The following is a 15,357-nucleotide window of genomic DNA, read 5'->3' as shown; positions in this document are numbered from 1 at the left end:
TTTAGCGTTGACTCTCTAATAGCTCAGTTTTTTTAGCATTAATGAGAATGGCCATTTTTTATGTTTTACTAGCCCAGTAAACTTGATATATCTATTTAAACCATTTGTAAATTATATAAATCCACACATGAAGGTAGTGTATATGGAAAATAAATCGAAAAACAATGCGCAACAGTTTGAATTGGATATTCAGTTTATGACTCAGGCTTTAGCTTTGGCTACGGATGCGGCGAAAAATGGTAATGAACCCTTTGGTGCGGTATTGGTTAAAAATAACCAAGTCGTTATGACTGGTGAAAATCATATCCATACTGAAAGTGACCCGACCTATCATGCGGAGTTAGGTCTCATACGCCAGTATTGCTCTGAACATAAAGTCATGGATTTATCAGATTATACGCTGTATACCAGCTGTGAGCCATGTTGTATGTGTTCCGGTGCAATGGTATGGAGCCAATTAGGTCGGATGGTTTATAGCCTTTCTCATGATGAACTCGCAGAGATTGCAGGTTTTAATATTATGTTAGGTAGCGATGAGATTTTTGCCAAAAGCCCCTTTAAACCTGAAGTGGTTAAAGGCGTCTTAAAAGAGCAAGCTATTTCTATTTATACGCAATATTTTAAGCCAAATTTATAGCCTTGACTGCATCATTATCTATCAATGAAGTAGGGTGGCTTGTGCCACCCGTATTAGTTTGAAAGTTAAAATAATTTTTTCTGTGGTGGGCCTGAGAAATTCATTTTGCCAATGCTATTCATTAACACTTCAACGACAACAGGTTGCTTCAAATCGACGGCTTGGCGTAGTGTTGATTCGAAATCTGTAGCTTTATCTATCGTAAATGCCTGAATCCCCATCGATTGAGCGAGTTGGCTAAATGAAGGCGTGAGTAACTCATTATAGTATTGGCGGTCTGAAAAATATTTTTCCTGAATACCTCGCATTACGCCATAACCTTGGTCATTCATAATAATCAGAACAATGGGGAGCTGCTCTTGTGCCATGGTGGCCAATTCACCTATGCCTAACATTAACCCGCCATCACCCACTAAGCCAATAACAGGCACATTCGGATTTGCTTTGGCACTGCCAATTGCCATAGCGAGTCCTAGACCAATCGCACCGGCTAATGAGTGAATGTTGTGCATTGGTTGGGTCGCTTTGAGTAAACGGCTTCCCCATAAACTCCCTGATACCGTAATGTCTCGGACAAAAATACCGTTACTCGGTAAGACTTGCTCCACGGCATCACTGAGTTGGCTATAAGGGCCACATTGTTGCCTGAGTTGCTCTTCTGCCTGCTGTACGGCCTCTTGCACTTGTTTTTTCCACTGAGTAGAGATAGGGCGCTTGGCTTGTTCAATTTTATCGGCAAGTGCTTCAAGTAAACTTTTGCAATCCCCAGTTACGGTTAAGTCGGCTAAATAGTTGCGATTGGCTGCGAGTGGGTTTATATCGATTTGTATGATGGGATGTGGCAAAGGTAATGACCATGTTTTGGTTTCATTACTGCGTAAACGCGAGCCAGCGACGATGGTTAAATCACATGAACGCAGTAATGCATCAATGGAATCTGCATTATGAAAAGCACGTAAGCTGAATGGGTGGTCATCCGATAAAATACCTCGCCCATGGGTGCTGCTGATGACGGCAATCCCCGCATCAGCAAGGCGTTTGACAGCATCTTTTGCTTGTAGAGCACCTGCGCCAACCCATAATAGAGGCTGTGTAGCGTGTTGAAGTTTATCCCAAATTGCATTGACTAGCGATGTACAACAGTCAGGCAGCGTAGAAGGGGGAAGTGGCACACTGAGCACAGATAATGGCACTTGCGCACTTTGAATATCAATTGGAATTTCGATAGAGACAGGGCCGCAAGGTATCGTTTGAGCAACCTGAATGGCTTTATGTAGAGTGGCAACGGCTTGTTCGGGGGTATGAACACGAAAAGCTAGCTTAGAACTCGAACGTAAAAAGCCGAGTTGGTCATGGGTTTCATGAATAAACCCTGCGTCCATATCCAGATAAGCTTTTTCAACTTGCCCAGTAATATGGATCATGGGGGAGCATGCATTCATGGCTTCAATCATTGAGCCAACAGCATTCCCAGCTCCTGCTCCCGTACTGGTTAACGCTACCCCTAATCCAGTAAAACGGCTATGTGCATCCGCCATGGTAACGGCTCCTGCCTCCCCACGACTTGGCGTAAAATCAATCACTTTTCGGCGCCCGATAGCATCTGCTATGGGTAAATTATGAATTGAAATAACCCCATAAACCGTTGTGACTTGGTATTGTTCGAGTGTTCTGGCGATAGCTTCGCCAACTGTAATCATTTCAGACATTATATTTTCCTCAATGCTGCCATAATCCGGTGACGGATTTGCTATTCACACCAACGGTTTGGTTGTGGGTTAAGTGCCAGAAATAGGCTTTTTTGTTGCATATAGGCTTTGAGGCTTTCAAGGCCTTTTTCACGGCCAATGCCACTTTCTTTAAAGCCGCCAAATGGCGTTGAAATAGAAAAAACTTTATAGGTATTAACCCAAACGGTACCGACATCAAGCGCATCGGCGAGCTTAAACGCCCGGGTGTAATCTTTTGTCCAAATACCTGCTGCAAGCCCATAAACAGAATCATTAGCTTGTTGAATTAAATCGTCTTCATCATCAAATGGCATAACGACGAGTACGGGACCGAAAATTTCTTCTTGGCAAACAGTAGATTGGTTATTTAAGCCTTCAATAATCGTCGGTAAAAAATAGTTGCCATCTTGGAGTACAGGGTCAGCCGGTGCAGTTCCACCAATACGGATCTTCCCGCCTTGTTGTACGGCTTGTTCGACATAGTTTCTGACGCTGTCTCGGTGCGAAGGGGAGATTAATGGCCCCAAATGAACGCGCTCTTGCCTTGGGTCACCAATAATCAGGTTGCGGGTCAGTTGCGTTAATTTTTCCATAAAAGATGAGTAGATATCTTTAGCCACAAACAGGCGCGAACCCGCGATGCAGGCTTGCCCCATCGAACTAAAGATACCGTAGCAAACACCGTGTGCAGCAATATCAAGGTCAGCGTCTGACAACACGATAGTTGGGGATTTACCCCCAAGTTCGAGTGACGTGGTGATAAGTTTATCTGCCGCAATGTGAGCCAGTTGTCGTCCCGTATTGGTGCCACCCGTAAAGGAGATTTTTTTCACCAGAGGGTGGCGAACCAGTGCATCACCGACAATCGAACCTTTACCCGGGAGCACGCTCAATAGGCCGCTGGGTAAACCCGCTTGCTCAAATAGCTCAGCTAATTTTAATGAAATTAGAGGTGTGGCTTCCGCGGGTTTTAAAATGACCGCGTTACCGGCGGCAATCGCTGGGGCAATTTTTTGCATATCACTGGCAATCGGGGAGTTCCATGGCGTGATTGCGGCGATCACGCCAATGGGTTGGTAAGTACTTATGGTCATCAGTTCTGGCTGGCGGCGAGGCGGAAGCTCACCACCTGAGACTTCACAAACCGCGGCAAAGTAGCGAGCAGTTGCTGCTGCGCTCATTACTAAGCCACGCGCTTCTGCCCAAGGCTTGCCGTTATCTAAGGTTTGTAATTGGGTTAATGCTTCGCAGTTTTCATCAATTAAGCGACTAACCTTGTATAAGATAGCCGCCCGTTGGTGAGCGGGAAGGTTGCGCCAAGAAGGCATCCTCCAGGCCATATCGGCTGCAATCACGGCGTCTTCGACATCTTCCAAACTTGCACTGTTGAGGGTGGCAATCACTTGGTTATCTCCCGGAAAACGCGACTGCATTTCAGGTCCGCGACCTTGCTGCCATTGACCACCAACAAAAATATCCATGTTGTTCATTATTTGGCTCCTATTAAATAGCTTGCTGCCCAGCGATACGACGACAAATTTCAACAGCACTTAAGGCGGCTAACATCGATGTTTTCGGGTTGGAGGGGAGAGGATTTCCATTGAGTTCAATACAGAAATGACCAAAATCACCCATAACATCAATGCGATGTGAATTGTGTGTGGTGTTCGGGTCAACAACTAATTGAACTTGTGTGGCATCCATCCCAATGCCATACAGCGCGACAGTGGCAGCGACATTGGCATTTGCGGGAAAATTCAGAGCCGCTTCACGAGCACTGCCACTAAAGAACACCGTAGGCTGTGTCACTTGTGACAAATCGACATAACGCTCAGCCGCACCATTGCGCCAACTTGCGGGGCTTTTACGTGACTGGTAGGTCACCTGAGTGATATTGGCTTCTTTTGCCGCACGTAAGCCATCAAGCCCTGCAACAGCGCCAGTCAGTGGGATCAACTGGCTGTGGTGGCGTTGGGTTAAGGCGACCAAGTGTTGTTCAAAGTCCGTGTCTGCAAGTGCACCTGTAGAGATAATGGCCAGTGTCCAGCCTCTTTCTAGTACCGTTGGTGCATATTGCTTAACGGCTTGGTGCCCCGCGCACTCCAACACTAAATCAGGGGGAACGATATTATTATCAAGGCTATCGATAGGTGTGACAGCCCCTTTAAAGCGTTCCAAAATGGCTTGATGGTGATGAGGCCGAGCGATAATGTAGCGCAGTGCTATCTCATCAGGTAAGCGAGTAATCACTTCTTGAGCCATCGCACCATAACCAATCAACATGAGTGTTTTCATCATTAAATCCTTTAAATATGATGGCTAAAGCCACCTGAAACATCTAAAGCGGCACCCGAGGTAAACGACGCCATGGGAGAGGCTAGAAAGACTAAGGCACGCGCGGGCTCTTCGGGTTTTCCTAAACGTTGCATTGGTATGCCTCTTTTTTTAGCGATATCGCCAATCCATTGTTCCCAATCGAGATTCTTGTCAGTGCGATTTTCGAAGCGACGTCGCCATTGGTCGGACTCTACCATGCCAAGTAAAATAGAGTTCACGCGGATCCCTTTAGGTAACAGTGTTTTCGACAAGTTTAGTGTCATGTTTAATAGTGCTGCTCGAGCTGCCGAGGTGGCGACCATATGCGGTTCAGGTTGTAAGGCCAGCAGTGAATTGACACAGGTAATAGAAGCAATATTTGATAGTTCTAAGAATGGCAAAAAAGCATTCACGGGGTTAATCACACCAAATAGTTTGAGTTGGGCTTCATGTAACCACGCTTCTTCGGGGGTATCGCTATAGCTTGCGACATAGCCTTGCCCTGCGTTGTTAATCAATATATCGACTTGGCCATATTGCTGATGAACCTGTTTTGCGAAGGCTTCGGTTTGTGTTTTATCAAGAACATCACAAGAGTGTGCGATAAAATGCCCTTGGGGGTAGAGCTCTTGTAATGTTGTGAGCGCTTGCTGAAGTTTGTCTTGATCACGGCCGCAGAATGCCACTTTACAGCCTTCATCCAGTAAGAGTTTGACGGTTGCAAAGCCGATGCCGGAGCTTCCTCCTGTCACGACAGCAACACGGTTATTTAACTGTAAATTCATGAGTCTTCCTTTATTCGGCTTGGCAATAGAGCGTCTCTAAAAATTGTTGTAAGTGGTGGTTAAAGGCGTCTGGCGCATCTAAATAACTGGCGTGTCCCGCTTGGTTTATCAGAAAGTAAGGGCAGTTTTTTTGCCATGCGAGTCGCTCTACTTGCGCTGGTGGCGTAATGGTATCTTCTGTGCCAACCAGTATTTCCAATGGGCCATCATAGCGATTTAAATATTGGCTGATGTCATCATGAGCTAGCATCCACGCAGCAGCTAAGAAACCTGTGGGGTTGAGCTTCTTCATGTTCTGTTGAACCCAATTGACTTTTTCAGTAGTTGCGTTGGCGGATAACAAAGCAGCGGCACGGTTTTGCGCATATGCCTCAATACCGGAACTAAAAACAATATCTTGCCGCTGTTGGTAAACTTGCTTTCGTTGGTCAGGGCTTTTTGTGGCATAACCTTGTGCGGGGTTCGCTAATATTAATCCTTTCACTTTATTGGGATATTGTGCTGCAAAAGCGCTTGCCATTATGGCGCCAAGAGAATGCCCCACTAACACGATGGGTGATAAGGCTAATTTATCAATGAAAGCATTTAATGCATTTGCGTAATCAATTGCGGTAGGTGTTGCCGTCTCTAGATCATGGCTTTCTAAATAGCCGGGGGCATCCCAGCTATAGAGATGGTAATGGTCTGTCAGTGATGGACTCGTCAGTTGGCTTACCCATGAAGCAGAACCAGAGCTAATTCCATGCAGTAATACGACAGGGTGCCCTTGGCCGGCTTCTCGCCAATTGAGGCGGTATGGGCCAAAGTCTGCCACTTGTGGTTCCGGGAGTGTTTTATTGAGCAAATTCATCACTGACGACTCCTATTAGTTACGTTTAACTTTTGATAAAGGGTGATCTTCGGGATATGTCGGGATCGCCGGTTTTGGTGTGCCGATCATGACGCACATTAAGGCTTCTTCTTCCCCGTGGTTAAATAAGCCACGATAAATGCCCGCAGGAACTGAGATCAGGTCACGCTCTTTGAGAACCGTTTCATATTCCTCATTGCCATCTTTTACAAACAACGTGATGGTGCCTTTCAACATAAAGAACACTTCTTCAACATCGGGGTGCAGGTGTAATGGGCCTTCGCACTTGGCAGGAAGAACCATGGTAGAGAAGGTAAAGTTCTCTGCGGGAACGGTGTTGACATCATTAGCAACGCCAGTCGCACCAGTGCCGATATAGCGCATTTGTGCGCGGCGATATTTAGGGTCGTAATCCGCTTGGAATTTCAGGGCATTCCAGTCATATTTACGTCCTTCAAGGCGAGCAATGCGTGACTCAATCCATTGTGCCATTGGAATATCTTGTGGTTTGATTTGCGGTTGTGACATGGTGTTATCTCCAATAAAAAATGAATTAATATTTTTTCAGTAAAGGCACTAGTAATAAGCTGCCGAATAAACCTATGACGACGATAAATAACAGCCCGCTATCCATAGTGTGAGTGACGGTAATAAGAACTCCCATTGCCAGCGGTGCAGCAGCGCCAGCCAGGTTTCCTAACCCATTGAAAATACCGCCTGCTAATGCACTGACCTGTTTTTGTGTGGCTTTTGCGAGTAGGGCAAAGATATTTGGTGCGCCTGCCCCCCACATGAACATGCTAAACGCCATCATAAGAATGATGCTGTAGGTGCCAGTGAGAAATAACACGCCAGCAAGACCTAGGACGGCACCAAGTAATGAAATAAAACAAACGAGTGCGCGGCGATCGTAGCGATCTGATAACCATGCTCCGATAGCCTCACCAAATAACATGGCGATAAAGGGAAGGGATGACAGGATCCCAGCATGTTCCAAGTGGATAGACTTACCTTTAATTAAATAGCTAGGTAACCAACCATTCATCCCCCAAAGATAGATAAGAAAAGCGATATTAAACATGCAGATAATCCAAAAATGGCTATTTTGGAATAAGCGTTTTTTATGGGCTCGCATCGCGGCCAGTTGCTCGGCAGGCAGTGCTTCACCCGCTGTATTTTTCGTTTGTGCTTGGCGATTGACTAAGTTGGGATGGCGAATACCAATCACCACAAGCCACCAAACGGGGACAGTAAAGGCGGCCATGACAAAAAATGTACTTTGCCAGCCATAGTTATTAAGCAAATACAGTGAGATAGGAAAACCTAATGCCGCGCCTAACGGAGTGCCTAATAACCACATCATGGTGGCACGAGCTTGCATTTTGGGCGGAAAGGTACGGCGCACAATGGCGTAAGCGATTGCCAGCAAAGGCCCTTCGGCAATTCCCAGTAACACGCGTAAGAAAACCATCGTGCCATAGTGGTGTGTGAATCCCATGAAAATCATGAGGAAACACCAGCTACTGATCATAAATAACAGCATTTTAGTGGGGTGAAATTTATCACCAATGCCGCTTAGTAACATGGAAGAAACACCATAAGCGAATAAAAATGCGCTCATCAGTAATCCCAAACGGGTTGGGTCAAAATCAATTCCCAGTGCTTGCTGAAATTTTTCGTCAGAAAATAGAGCCGCAATGCTGATTTTGTCGAAGAAAGCCAGTAGTACACAGGAAAACAGGCCGATTGGGATCAACCAATTGATCTTTTCAGGAACATCTTGCTCGATTTGATCAGGTTCTGAGTTTCGTAAGGTTATAGTCTGGTTAGCCATGAGATTTCTCCTTGCTGAACACTATTTCAATGACATTAGTGAAAATGTGGGGTCAGCAAGTTGTGAAGGGTCCAATTTGCGGTGGCCTTGTATCCAACGTTTACCGAGCTTGATGGCACGAGCATCATTAAATGCAATCATTTGCACCAATTCATTGCTTTCATTTAAAGCAAAATGAACCTCTGAATTAGGAGTATATCGTTGAATATGCTTTAATTTTTGTGAGGTTGGGACACCTAAAATTTGGATGTTGTCCTGGTATTGATCTGACCATAACCAAGCGAGTTCATTGAACCCTTCAGACTGCGGGTTTAGCATGGCTTTTGCTGTGGTGATGGCTTGGTTTTGAGCATAAGCCCATGACTGTAAACATAAAGATAGTGTGGGATGGCAAGCGACGTCCCCCGCAGCATAAATATTGGGGTGAGAAGTTTGCCCTTGGTGATTAATCACAATACCGTGGGTGACATCAAGCCCTGCTTCTTTGGCTAGTTCGAGATTTAATTCAACACCAATCCCCATAACAGCGAGATCGAAGTTTTGCGAAGGCTGCTTTTGGCAACTAATTTGTAATCCAGTTGTTGTCGGCTCGCCAAGTTCGATATTTCCACAATCGGTTATGACATGAACGCCCGCTTGTGTATGACGTAGTGCCAGAGCCTCTGAAACATTTTGCGGCACACTGCGTTCGCACAATCGGCTTTGCCGCTCAAAAATTGTGACATCAATACCCATTTTTCGTGCGGAAGCAGCGACTTCTAAGCCAATCCAACCACCACCAATAATGGCAATTTTTTGTGCTGATAGTAGTGCAGTGCGTAATTTCTGAGCGTCATCCCACGAACGTAAGGCAAAGACTTTTGGGTGTTGCTGCCAGCGGCTTGACAGGTAGCGAGGTCGGCCGCCTGTCGCGAGCAGTAATTTGTCAAACGTAATGACACGGCCATCACTTAAATGAACGTATTGGTTTTGACTATCAATTTTAGTGGCACGTAGTGGGCGAAACCATTGTAAATTTAAGGCGTGAGTTTCTTGTTCGCTGAATAAACGTGATAACGAAAAACTCTCCTGCGTCAGTGCCGCTTTAGACAGCGGTGGGCGCTCATAAAAATCATGATTTTCATCGCTGACCACCGAAATAATACCTTGATAGCCTTCATCTCGTAGGGTTTTTGCCGCCCAGCCACCAGCCTGGCCCCCGCCGATAATGACAATACCGCCTTGGATTAATGAGCTCATGGTGTTACTCCTTAACTTGGCGGCGAGTTTCATAATCGAGACCGCCTTCTACAGCCCATTCCGTAAATGAAACTAAGGAATGTTCCAGTTCGCGCGGTTGCCACTTATCGGTAAGGTAATCATCATTGGTGTAATATTCGAAAGCGCCACCTGTTGGGCTGTTGACATACCAAAAGTAAGCGGATGAGATAGGGTGGCGGCCTGGGCCAATAAAGGTGCTCCATTGATGACGGTTCATTGCTAGGCCGCCGCCAATCACTTCATGGATATCACGAACCGTAAAAGCGACATGGTTGAGGCCGCTGCTACGATGAGGAAGCTTCAGCAAAAACAGGTTATGGTGGCAACCGTTTATTTGTGTCCGTAAAAAGACGGCACGGTCGATATAACGGTCAGAAACTTGAAAACCCAGTTTTTGGCAATAGAACGCTTCTGTAGAAGGTAAGTCATCAACAAAGAACACCACGTGGCCGACGTTAATAGGGGTGGCTTTTTCGTAAACCGGGCTAGGTTTATCAATGCGGCGAATATCCCCCCATTGGTTGATAGCGGTGACTTCTAATTCAACCGTTTTTTGTTTGCTGATGGTGAAAGCGACAGTCATGCCATTTGGGTCACGGCATTGTGCGCCATCTGGCGTCAGTTGAAAGCCATCACAAGGCCTAATTTTCTCAATGACCTCTTGGAGTTTATCCGAGTTTTCAACACCCCATGTAATGCGGCGCAGTGTTGAACCCGCTTCAAAAGGGGCTGGCAGATTTGGGTCTTGGTGTGAAAATAACTGTATTTCTGCACCAGATAAGGTCGTGAATAACGAGGCGTTATCAGAGGCCGCTTTGAGGCCAAAATCATGTAAAAATTTCTGGCAGCTAGGGATATTTTCAACACCAAATTCTAATTTTTCTATTCCAATCACTGACATTGTAAAGTCCTCTATCGATTGGTGTTATTGCCAAAGGTTTTTTTGGACAAAAAGAACCTGAGGCTTATGGCAATAAACCTAAAAATGTGTGGATGATATTTGGTTAACGCTAAACGGCTTTTGCTTGGCTCATACCACCAATAAATTCAGTGAGTTTTTGGGCTGCATAGCTCACTTCATTTTGTAATCGCCGGCACTCTTGTGCAGGGATGCTACTCATTGGCACCATGATGCTAATTACCGCTTCTACGCCATTCGTTTGGTTATAAACAGGGTAAACAATGGATGAAATCCCCCGACGGTAAAATGATTCACCAATCACATAGCCTCGCAGTTTGTCAGCTTGGATCATTTGCCAAAATTCCTGCTTACAGCCTGCGTTATCGGGGAGTTCATCATCAGGGTAAAGCGCATCAAATTCAGCGCGAGTTAACCCGCTGAGTAGCATTCGGCCCAGTGAGGTTCGGTGCGCTGATAAACGCGTGCCTACGCTAACATGGTTAATTTTTGATTCTGCGCCACTGACTCTGGCGATATAAATAATGTCCCGACCATCTCGGATAACCAAGTGGCTGTTACATTGGCTTCGGTCTCTAAGTTGCTCAATAATGGGCTGGCCTAACTGGGTTAAATCGAGTGATGCAATATAGCCAAGACCAAGGCTGAGTACTTTGCGGCCTAATGAAAATGCCCCAGTACGTGGATGTTGGACGAGGAAATCCAAGTGCACTAAGGTTTGGATCGCACGGTAAGCCGTTGCTTTGGGCATATCGACTAAGCGGAGGATCTCTGCAAATGTCAATTCGCGATGCTGTTGAGCGAGTAACAGAAGAAGCTGTAGCCCTTTTTCCAAACCGGGTACTAGATATTTACACGTTGAATTCATGGTCCTCACCTCTTTACCGACTGAATGGCGAAATTAGTTAAAAATAAAGCCACCATTAACTGGGATTAGCTGGCCTGTGACAAAATCGGCCATGGGCGAAAGCAAATACAAAGCGGTTCCCGTAACGTCTTCGGGCATCTGCTCTCCTTGTAATGCTCTGCCATTTTCATATAGCTGGTGGCGCTCAGCGGGAACGTATTCGGTCGCTTCGACTTTAGTGAGCCCAGGGGCAATCGCGTTGACGCAAATACGGTGAACACCGAGTTCACGTGCCATTGAGCGTGTCATACTGATGATAGCCCCTTTACTGGCGACATAAGCCATTAGCTTGGGGGCTCCCCAAAGTGCGGTATCAGAGGCAATATTGATAATTTTGCCGCGGGAACTCTGCTTTAAAAAGGGGAGAGCGGTTTTGGTGACTAGCCACGTTCCTCTGACGTTCACTGTCATGACCTTATCCCATAGCGCCAAGTCATATTCGTCGAGCAGCTTCCCACCCACTCCGGTTGCCAGAGCCGCATTGTTAATCAGCCCATCAATTGCGCCTTGTTGACCAATACTGTTTAATGCATGAGTGATTGAGTCAGGATCCGCTAAGTCGAGAGAAACACCTTGGGCTTCAAACCCTTGTTGTTGTAAGGACTCGACACTTTCTTGTAATCGTTGTTCTAGGATGTCACACAAGATAACTTGAGCACCTTGTTCTGCGGCGGCTTGTGCGAAACTCAAGCCAAGCCCTCTTGCAGCTCCTGTGATTACAATGCGTTTTCCTGCCAAGATATCATGCATTTTCAGTTTCCTTATTGCTGATTAAGTCAAACTGCTTCTTCGCTTCGCGTTGCATAATGCGGCGTAGGCGGGATAAACCCACATCGTGCTGATAAAGAAATTCTTTATCACGTGCATTTGGTGTGAGGTTTTCTAAAATAATGCGATCTTGTTCTAAAACATCCCAATGCAGTCCTTCTAGGCGGTTGCGGTACATAAAGCGCCATAAATCACGTTGCCAGTCTTTCACTTTGCGAATACGCCAAAAGAAAACACGAGTGTGGTGACGGTCTTCAGGTACGACCATGCCGATAATCCAAAAGTGCCCACCAGGGCCGAAGCGTTTTTGATATGGGATAGATAAACGTAGCCAATTTGCACCCGTGCTCGCGAATTCCACCCAGTCAAAGTTGACACCTATTTGGTCATTTTTACGGAAAATAAAGCCATTTTTTGTTGCTTCTAGGATCATTTCTGATTGTTTGTCACCTTCTGCCATTGAGTGTGATGATGAATGGAGATAGGTGCCATGCATTGGGTCCATCACGTTTTCGAGTGCATATTGGTAATTGCACTTCCACGATGCGGTACAGAGGAAATTGCTGTGGTTTTCGTCATCAGCTAATTCTTCAGGAAATTCGAGGGTGGGAGGCGTTTCACCGTCAATTACCGCAAAATAGAGGAAAATGGCACCATGGACTTCTTGAACGGGATAGGTTTTTAAACATTTTTGACCTTCAAGAGGGCATTGACTGACCGCTGGAACATCTTTAACGATGCCATCTCCACCGACTTCGACACCGTGATACCAGCAGGCAATGCGTTCACCTAAGTTCCAACCCATTGATAAACGGGCACCACGGTGAGGGCATCTATCTTCTAAAGCATGAATTTGGCCTTTATCATCACGCCAAAGCACGATTTGTTCTTCTAAGCGAGTAATACCGATAGGGTTACTACTGACTTCCCAACTGGATAAAACGGGGTACCATTGCCCACGTAATCCGACATCCAAATAATCTTGGTAGTTTTGAAGTTGTGTATTTGTCATCATCATTTGCTTCCGTTTATCAAAGGTGTTTTTGTTTTCTTTTCTTAGTATGACAATGTGCTAGTAACCATTGACGAGAAGAAATTCGCGGAAACTGCTTGTGGACCAAGGTTGCCCTTGTCGGTCATATAGTTGTTGTTGATTTAATGCACTAACTAATTCTTCAAGTGATTCAGTGCCTGCAGCGAATAGCGTTTCCAGTGCAAAAATGAGTTTGTTTTCATACTCATCAGGCATACGTGAACGTGTTTGCCAAACGATATTCGGTGCACTTCCTGGCGCTTGGATACTGCCTTTACCACCTTCTCGTGCTGGGATAATTTGATTATTTGCTGGTAAATACGGATTAATATTTTGAATAGGTTCCATTTCTACTCCTCAATCAAACTGATTTCGATTCGGTTATCGTGAATGCGTGTCTGGTAGGTTTTGAGATCTCGCCCACCAGGTTCGCGTAAACATTTACCCGTTTTAATATCGAAAACGGCTTCATGTAATGGGCATTCCACTTTGCCATCTTCAACAAAACCTTGGCTTAACAGGGCATAGGCATGTGGGCAAACATCTTCTAAGGCATAATATTGGTCTTCAACTAAGAAGATCCCAATTTCGGCATCATCAACTTTGGCTGAAAAAGGAAATTCTTCTTGAACTTGTGAGACATCGCAGACAGCAATCCAGCTCATGGTTTTCTCCTTTTGAATGTGTTGTAACATTTTGTTTCATATGCGAAACATTGTTTTTTATTTAAAACCAGATTAATTGTATGGGTGATTATTAGTCAATCAAATGTTGACTATATGTAAAATATTCGTTTCAAAATGTGGGGTGTGTCGAGGTTATGATGGAGTTTGGTTTCATATGAGAAACTTTCGATAGGTTTATTCAAATAGGACTACTCGTTTATGGTGTTTGGGAAGGAAGTCATGGAGAAATGTGAAAAATAGTCTATAGAATAATAAGCTCAATATATAAATTAATATCAATAGGATATTGCATATAAGCTCTTAATATCCTATTGATGGTATATTCAAATAACTTATTTCACCTCAAAGCGTTGCAAGTCTTTACTGACCGTCACAGGGCCTGAGTATTGTTTTCTGACTTCATTAATCCACACGTCATCAGTAATCGATGGGTCATCCGCGGGGACTAAGTGGGTTAGGACAAGGTGTTTTACATTAGCTTGCTTGGCTATTTTTCCGACATCTTCTGCTGTTGTATGGTGAGAAATAATCGCTTTTGCCAGCGTTGAACCGTTGCCGATACGGTTGGCTAAATTTTCCACACCAGAGACTAAGACGACTTCACTAATTAAGTAATCAGCATCTTTAGCAAATTCAATAATTTGGCTATTATCAATCATATCACCAGTAATAACGATAGTTTTTCCGCCAGATTGTATTTTATAAGCGAGAGCTTCGTCTGAGTTAAAAGGTGGGTGTGGAACAAATAAGGCACTAATTTCGACATCATCATTCTTGAGTACAGGCCCTTCTTGAATATCTTTTGCTGTAACCATTTGACGCAAATCAGGTTTACCTTCATCTTTAACGCGTAAATCAATATCGCGACTAAAAGTATCCCAAACACCTTTTGTCATACTTTCCGTTCCAACAGGGCCATAAACAGCGATATTATGATTTAAACCACTGTTCCATGCATTTAACAGTAGGGCTGGGTAATCGGCAACATGATCACTGTGGAGGTGGGTAATAAAGATAGAATCAAGATTTTTTAATGGGGCTTTTGATTGAACTAATCGCAAACTTGCTCCGTATCCCGCATCAAATAAGTATATTTTATCGTTCTTGATAAATGCCGTCGATTGCGGCAAGCGTTTTTCATTTAATAAGGAAGGACCGCCTTTTGTTCCAAGCGTAATAATTTCATCTGCACTAGTAAGATGGCTAACACCAAATAGCGCAGCACCGATAGAAAGAGAAACGAAGAGTTGTTTTAGTTTCAAAATATCACCTCTTTATATTATTAATAGATTGAGTTTTATGAATAATATTTATTCATTGCAGGGTATTGGTATATTGTTAACATATGAATAACTCTACGTTTATGTGTGGTGGGATACTATCGTTCTTATGGACTAGGTGAATGATTTAGAAGATTATTTATGTTAATTAATAGAGAATAGTTCTGAAAATAATTATTCAATTTAACTATAATTCTAATATTATTTAATAGAGAAAGTTATATTGTTTGCTCATCCTATTTAAATTGGATTTTAAATTTATATTTAACTCTGTTTAGGGTTATTAATGAATAAATAATAGGCTCTATTTTTAAATGGAATCATTATTGTATTACTAAATAATTGGTTCGGT

At 44.3% G+C, this 15,357-nt stretch carries 16 protein-coding genes; 1 reads left to right on the top strand and 15 read right to left on the bottom strand.

What is annotated here, in order from left to right; all coding sequences use genetic code 11:
• Positions 1 to 142 precede the first annotated feature (142 nt).
• On the top strand, positions 143 to 637 hold the full coding sequence (locus tag M1F17_RS16265; RefSeq protein ID WP_050763755.1) for a nucleoside deaminase: 495 nt from the start codon (positions 143 to 145) through the stop codon (positions 635 to 637).
• 65 nt (positions 638 to 702) lie between these two features.
• Here the strand turns inward: M1F17_RS16265 and M1F17_RS16260 are convergent, their stop codons facing one another.
• The 15 genes from M1F17_RS16260 to M1F17_RS16190 form a co-directional block, all read right to left on the bottom strand.
• Positions 703 to 2,346: a thiamine pyrophosphate-binding protein gene (locus M1F17_RS16260; protein ID WP_164455985.1), complete on the bottom strand. Its 1,644-nt coding sequence runs from the start codon at positions 2,344 to 2,346 to the stop codon at positions 703 to 705.
• A 41-nt stretch (positions 2,347 to 2,387) separates the two neighbouring features.
• Positions 2,388 to 3,857, bottom strand: coding sequence for an aldehyde dehydrogenase (locus M1F17_RS16255; RefSeq protein ID WP_094961053.1), 1,470 nt, complete (start codon positions 3,855 to 3,857; stop codon positions 2,388 to 2,390).
• A gap of 13 nt (positions 3,858 to 3,870) precedes the next feature.
• Complete coding sequence (locus M1F17_RS16250; RefSeq protein WP_094961054.1) at positions 3,871 to 4,662, bottom strand: aspartate dehydrogenase; 792 nt, start codon at positions 4,660 to 4,662, stop codon at positions 3,871 to 3,873.
• A gap of 11 nt (positions 4,663 to 4,673) precedes the next feature.
• Positions 4,674 to 5,468, bottom strand: coding sequence for an SDR family oxidoreductase (locus M1F17_RS16245; protein ID WP_004257995.1), 795 nt, complete (start codon positions 5,466 to 5,468; stop codon positions 4,674 to 4,676).
• Positions 5,469 to 5,478: 10 nt separating this feature from the next.
• Positions 5,479 to 6,318: an alpha/beta hydrolase gene (locus M1F17_RS16240; protein WP_318837435.1), complete on the bottom strand. Its 840-nt coding sequence runs from the start codon at positions 6,316 to 6,318 to the stop codon at positions 5,479 to 5,481.
• A 15-nt stretch (positions 6,319 to 6,333) separates the two neighbouring features.
• On the bottom strand, positions 6,334 to 6,846 hold the full coding sequence (locus M1F17_RS16235) for a cupin domain-containing protein (RefSeq protein WP_004257990.1): 513 nt from the start codon (positions 6,844 to 6,846) through the stop codon (positions 6,334 to 6,336).
• Positions 6,847 to 6,871: 25 nt separating this feature from the next.
• Positions 6,872 to 8,152: an MFS transporter gene (locus tag M1F17_RS16230; protein ID WP_094961057.1), complete on the bottom strand. Its 1,281-nt coding sequence runs from the start codon at positions 8,150 to 8,152 to the stop codon at positions 6,872 to 6,874.
• Between the two features lie 21 nt (positions 8,153 to 8,173).
• The gene (locus M1F17_RS16225) at positions 8,174 to 9,391 is read right to left on the bottom strand and encodes an NAD(P)/FAD-dependent oxidoreductase (RefSeq protein WP_318837066.1); all 1,218 of its coding nucleotides are present in this window, start codon (positions 9,389 to 9,391) and stop codon (positions 8,174 to 8,176) included.
• A 4-nt stretch (positions 9,392 to 9,395) separates the two neighbouring features.
• On the bottom strand, positions 9,396 to 10,313 hold the full coding sequence (locus tag M1F17_RS16220; protein ID WP_136135496.1) for a VOC family protein: 918 nt from the start codon (positions 10,311 to 10,313) through the stop codon (positions 9,396 to 9,398).
• A gap of 109 nt (positions 10,314 to 10,422) precedes the next feature.
• Positions 10,423 to 11,199, bottom strand: a complete 777-nt coding sequence (locus M1F17_RS16215) for an IclR family transcriptional regulator (RefSeq protein ID WP_004257979.1) — start codon at positions 11,197 to 11,199, stop codon at positions 10,423 to 10,425.
• A gap of 33 nt (positions 11,200 to 11,232) precedes the next feature.
• Positions 11,233 to 11,988, bottom strand: coding sequence for an SDR family oxidoreductase (locus M1F17_RS16210; RefSeq protein ID WP_094961060.1), 756 nt, complete (start codon positions 11,986 to 11,988; stop codon positions 11,233 to 11,235).
• The gene (locus tag M1F17_RS16205) at positions 11,981 to 13,021 is read right to left on the bottom strand and encodes an aromatic ring-hydroxylating dioxygenase subunit alpha (RefSeq protein ID WP_318837065.1); all 1,041 of its coding nucleotides are present in this window, start codon (positions 13,019 to 13,021) and stop codon (positions 11,981 to 11,983) included. Before M1F17_RS16205 ends, M1F17_RS16210 begins: the two co-directional genes overlap by 8 nt.
• Before the next feature lie 57 nt (positions 13,022 to 13,078).
• The gene (locus M1F17_RS16200) at positions 13,079 to 13,387 is read right to left on the bottom strand and encodes a recombinase-like helix-turn-helix domain-containing protein (RefSeq protein WP_004257971.1); all 309 of its coding nucleotides are present in this window, start codon (positions 13,385 to 13,387) and stop codon (positions 13,079 to 13,081) included.
• Between the two features lie 2 nt (positions 13,388 to 13,389).
• Positions 13,390 to 13,704, bottom strand: coding sequence for a nitrite reductase small subunit NirD (nirD, locus tag M1F17_RS16195; RefSeq protein WP_094961062.1), 315 nt, complete (start codon positions 13,702 to 13,704; stop codon positions 13,390 to 13,392).
• A gap of 353 nt (positions 13,705 to 14,057) precedes the next feature.
• Positions 14,058 to 14,987, bottom strand: coding sequence for an MBL fold metallo-hydrolase (locus M1F17_RS16190; RefSeq protein ID WP_180312115.1), 930 nt, complete (start codon positions 14,985 to 14,987; stop codon positions 14,058 to 14,060).
• Positions 14,988 to 15,357: the final 370 nt, after the last annotated feature.

This window comes from Providencia sp. PROV073 (genome assembly GCF_033688125.1).
GTDB lineage: Bacteria > Pseudomonadota > Gammaproteobacteria > Enterobacterales > Enterobacteriaceae > Providencia > Providencia hangzhouensis.
Note: the sequence above shows the minus strand (reverse complement) of the source record. Positions and strands in the feature narration are given on the sequence as shown.

Excerpts from the sequence above, each read along its gene's own strand:
- M1F17_RS16265 (WP_050763755.1), top strand. The coding sequence starts at position 143 with ATGGAAAATAAATCGAAAAACAATGCGCAACAGTTTGAATTGGATATT.
- M1F17_RS16260 (WP_164455985.1), bottom strand. The coding sequence starts at position 2,346 with ATGTCTGAAATGATTACAGTTGGCGAAGCTATCGCCAGAACACTCGAA.
- M1F17_RS16255 (WP_094961053.1), bottom strand. The coding sequence starts at position 3,857 with ATGAACAACATGGATATTTTTGTTGGTGGTCAATGGCAGCAAGGTCGC.
- M1F17_RS16250 (WP_094961054.1), bottom strand. The coding sequence starts at position 4,662 with ATGAAAACACTCATGTTGATTGGTTATGGTGCGATGGCTCAAGAAGTG.
- M1F17_RS16245 (WP_004257995.1), bottom strand. The coding sequence starts at position 5,468 with ATGAATTTACAGTTAAATAACCGTGTTGCTGTCGTGACAGGAGGAAGC.
- M1F17_RS16240 (WP_318837435.1), bottom strand. The coding sequence starts at position 6,318 with ATGAATTTGCTCAATAAAACACTCCCGGAACCACAAGTGGCAGACTTT.
- M1F17_RS16235 (WP_004257990.1), bottom strand. The coding sequence starts at position 6,846 with ATGTCACAACCGCAAATCAAACCACAAGATATTCCAATGGCACAATGG.
- M1F17_RS16230 (WP_094961057.1), bottom strand. The coding sequence starts at position 8,152 with ATGGCTAACCAGACTATAACCTTACGAAACTCAGAACCTGATCAAATC.
- M1F17_RS16225 (WP_318837066.1), bottom strand. The coding sequence starts at position 9,391 with ATGAGCTCATTAATCCAAGGCGGTATTGTCATTATCGGCGGGGGCCAG.
- M1F17_RS16220 (WP_136135496.1), bottom strand. The coding sequence starts at position 10,313 with ATGTCAGTGATTGGAATAGAAAAATTAGAATTTGGTGTTGAAAATATC.
- M1F17_RS16215 (WP_004257979.1), bottom strand. The coding sequence starts at position 11,199 with ATGAATTCAACGTGTAAATATCTAGTACCCGGTTTGGAAAAAGGGCTA.
- M1F17_RS16210 (WP_094961060.1), bottom strand. The coding sequence starts at position 11,988 with ATGCATGATATCTTGGCAGGAAAACGCATTGTAATCACAGGAGCTGCA.
- M1F17_RS16205 (WP_318837065.1), bottom strand. The coding sequence starts at position 13,021 with ATGATGACAAATACACAACTTCAAAACTACCAAGATTATTTGGATGTC.
- M1F17_RS16200 (WP_004257971.1), bottom strand. The coding sequence starts at position 13,387 with ATGGAACCTATTCAAAATATTAATCCGTATTTACCAGCAAATAATCAA.
- nirD (WP_094961062.1), bottom strand. The coding sequence starts at position 13,704 with ATGAGCTGGATTGCTGTCTGCGATGTCTCACAAGTTCAAGAAGAATTT.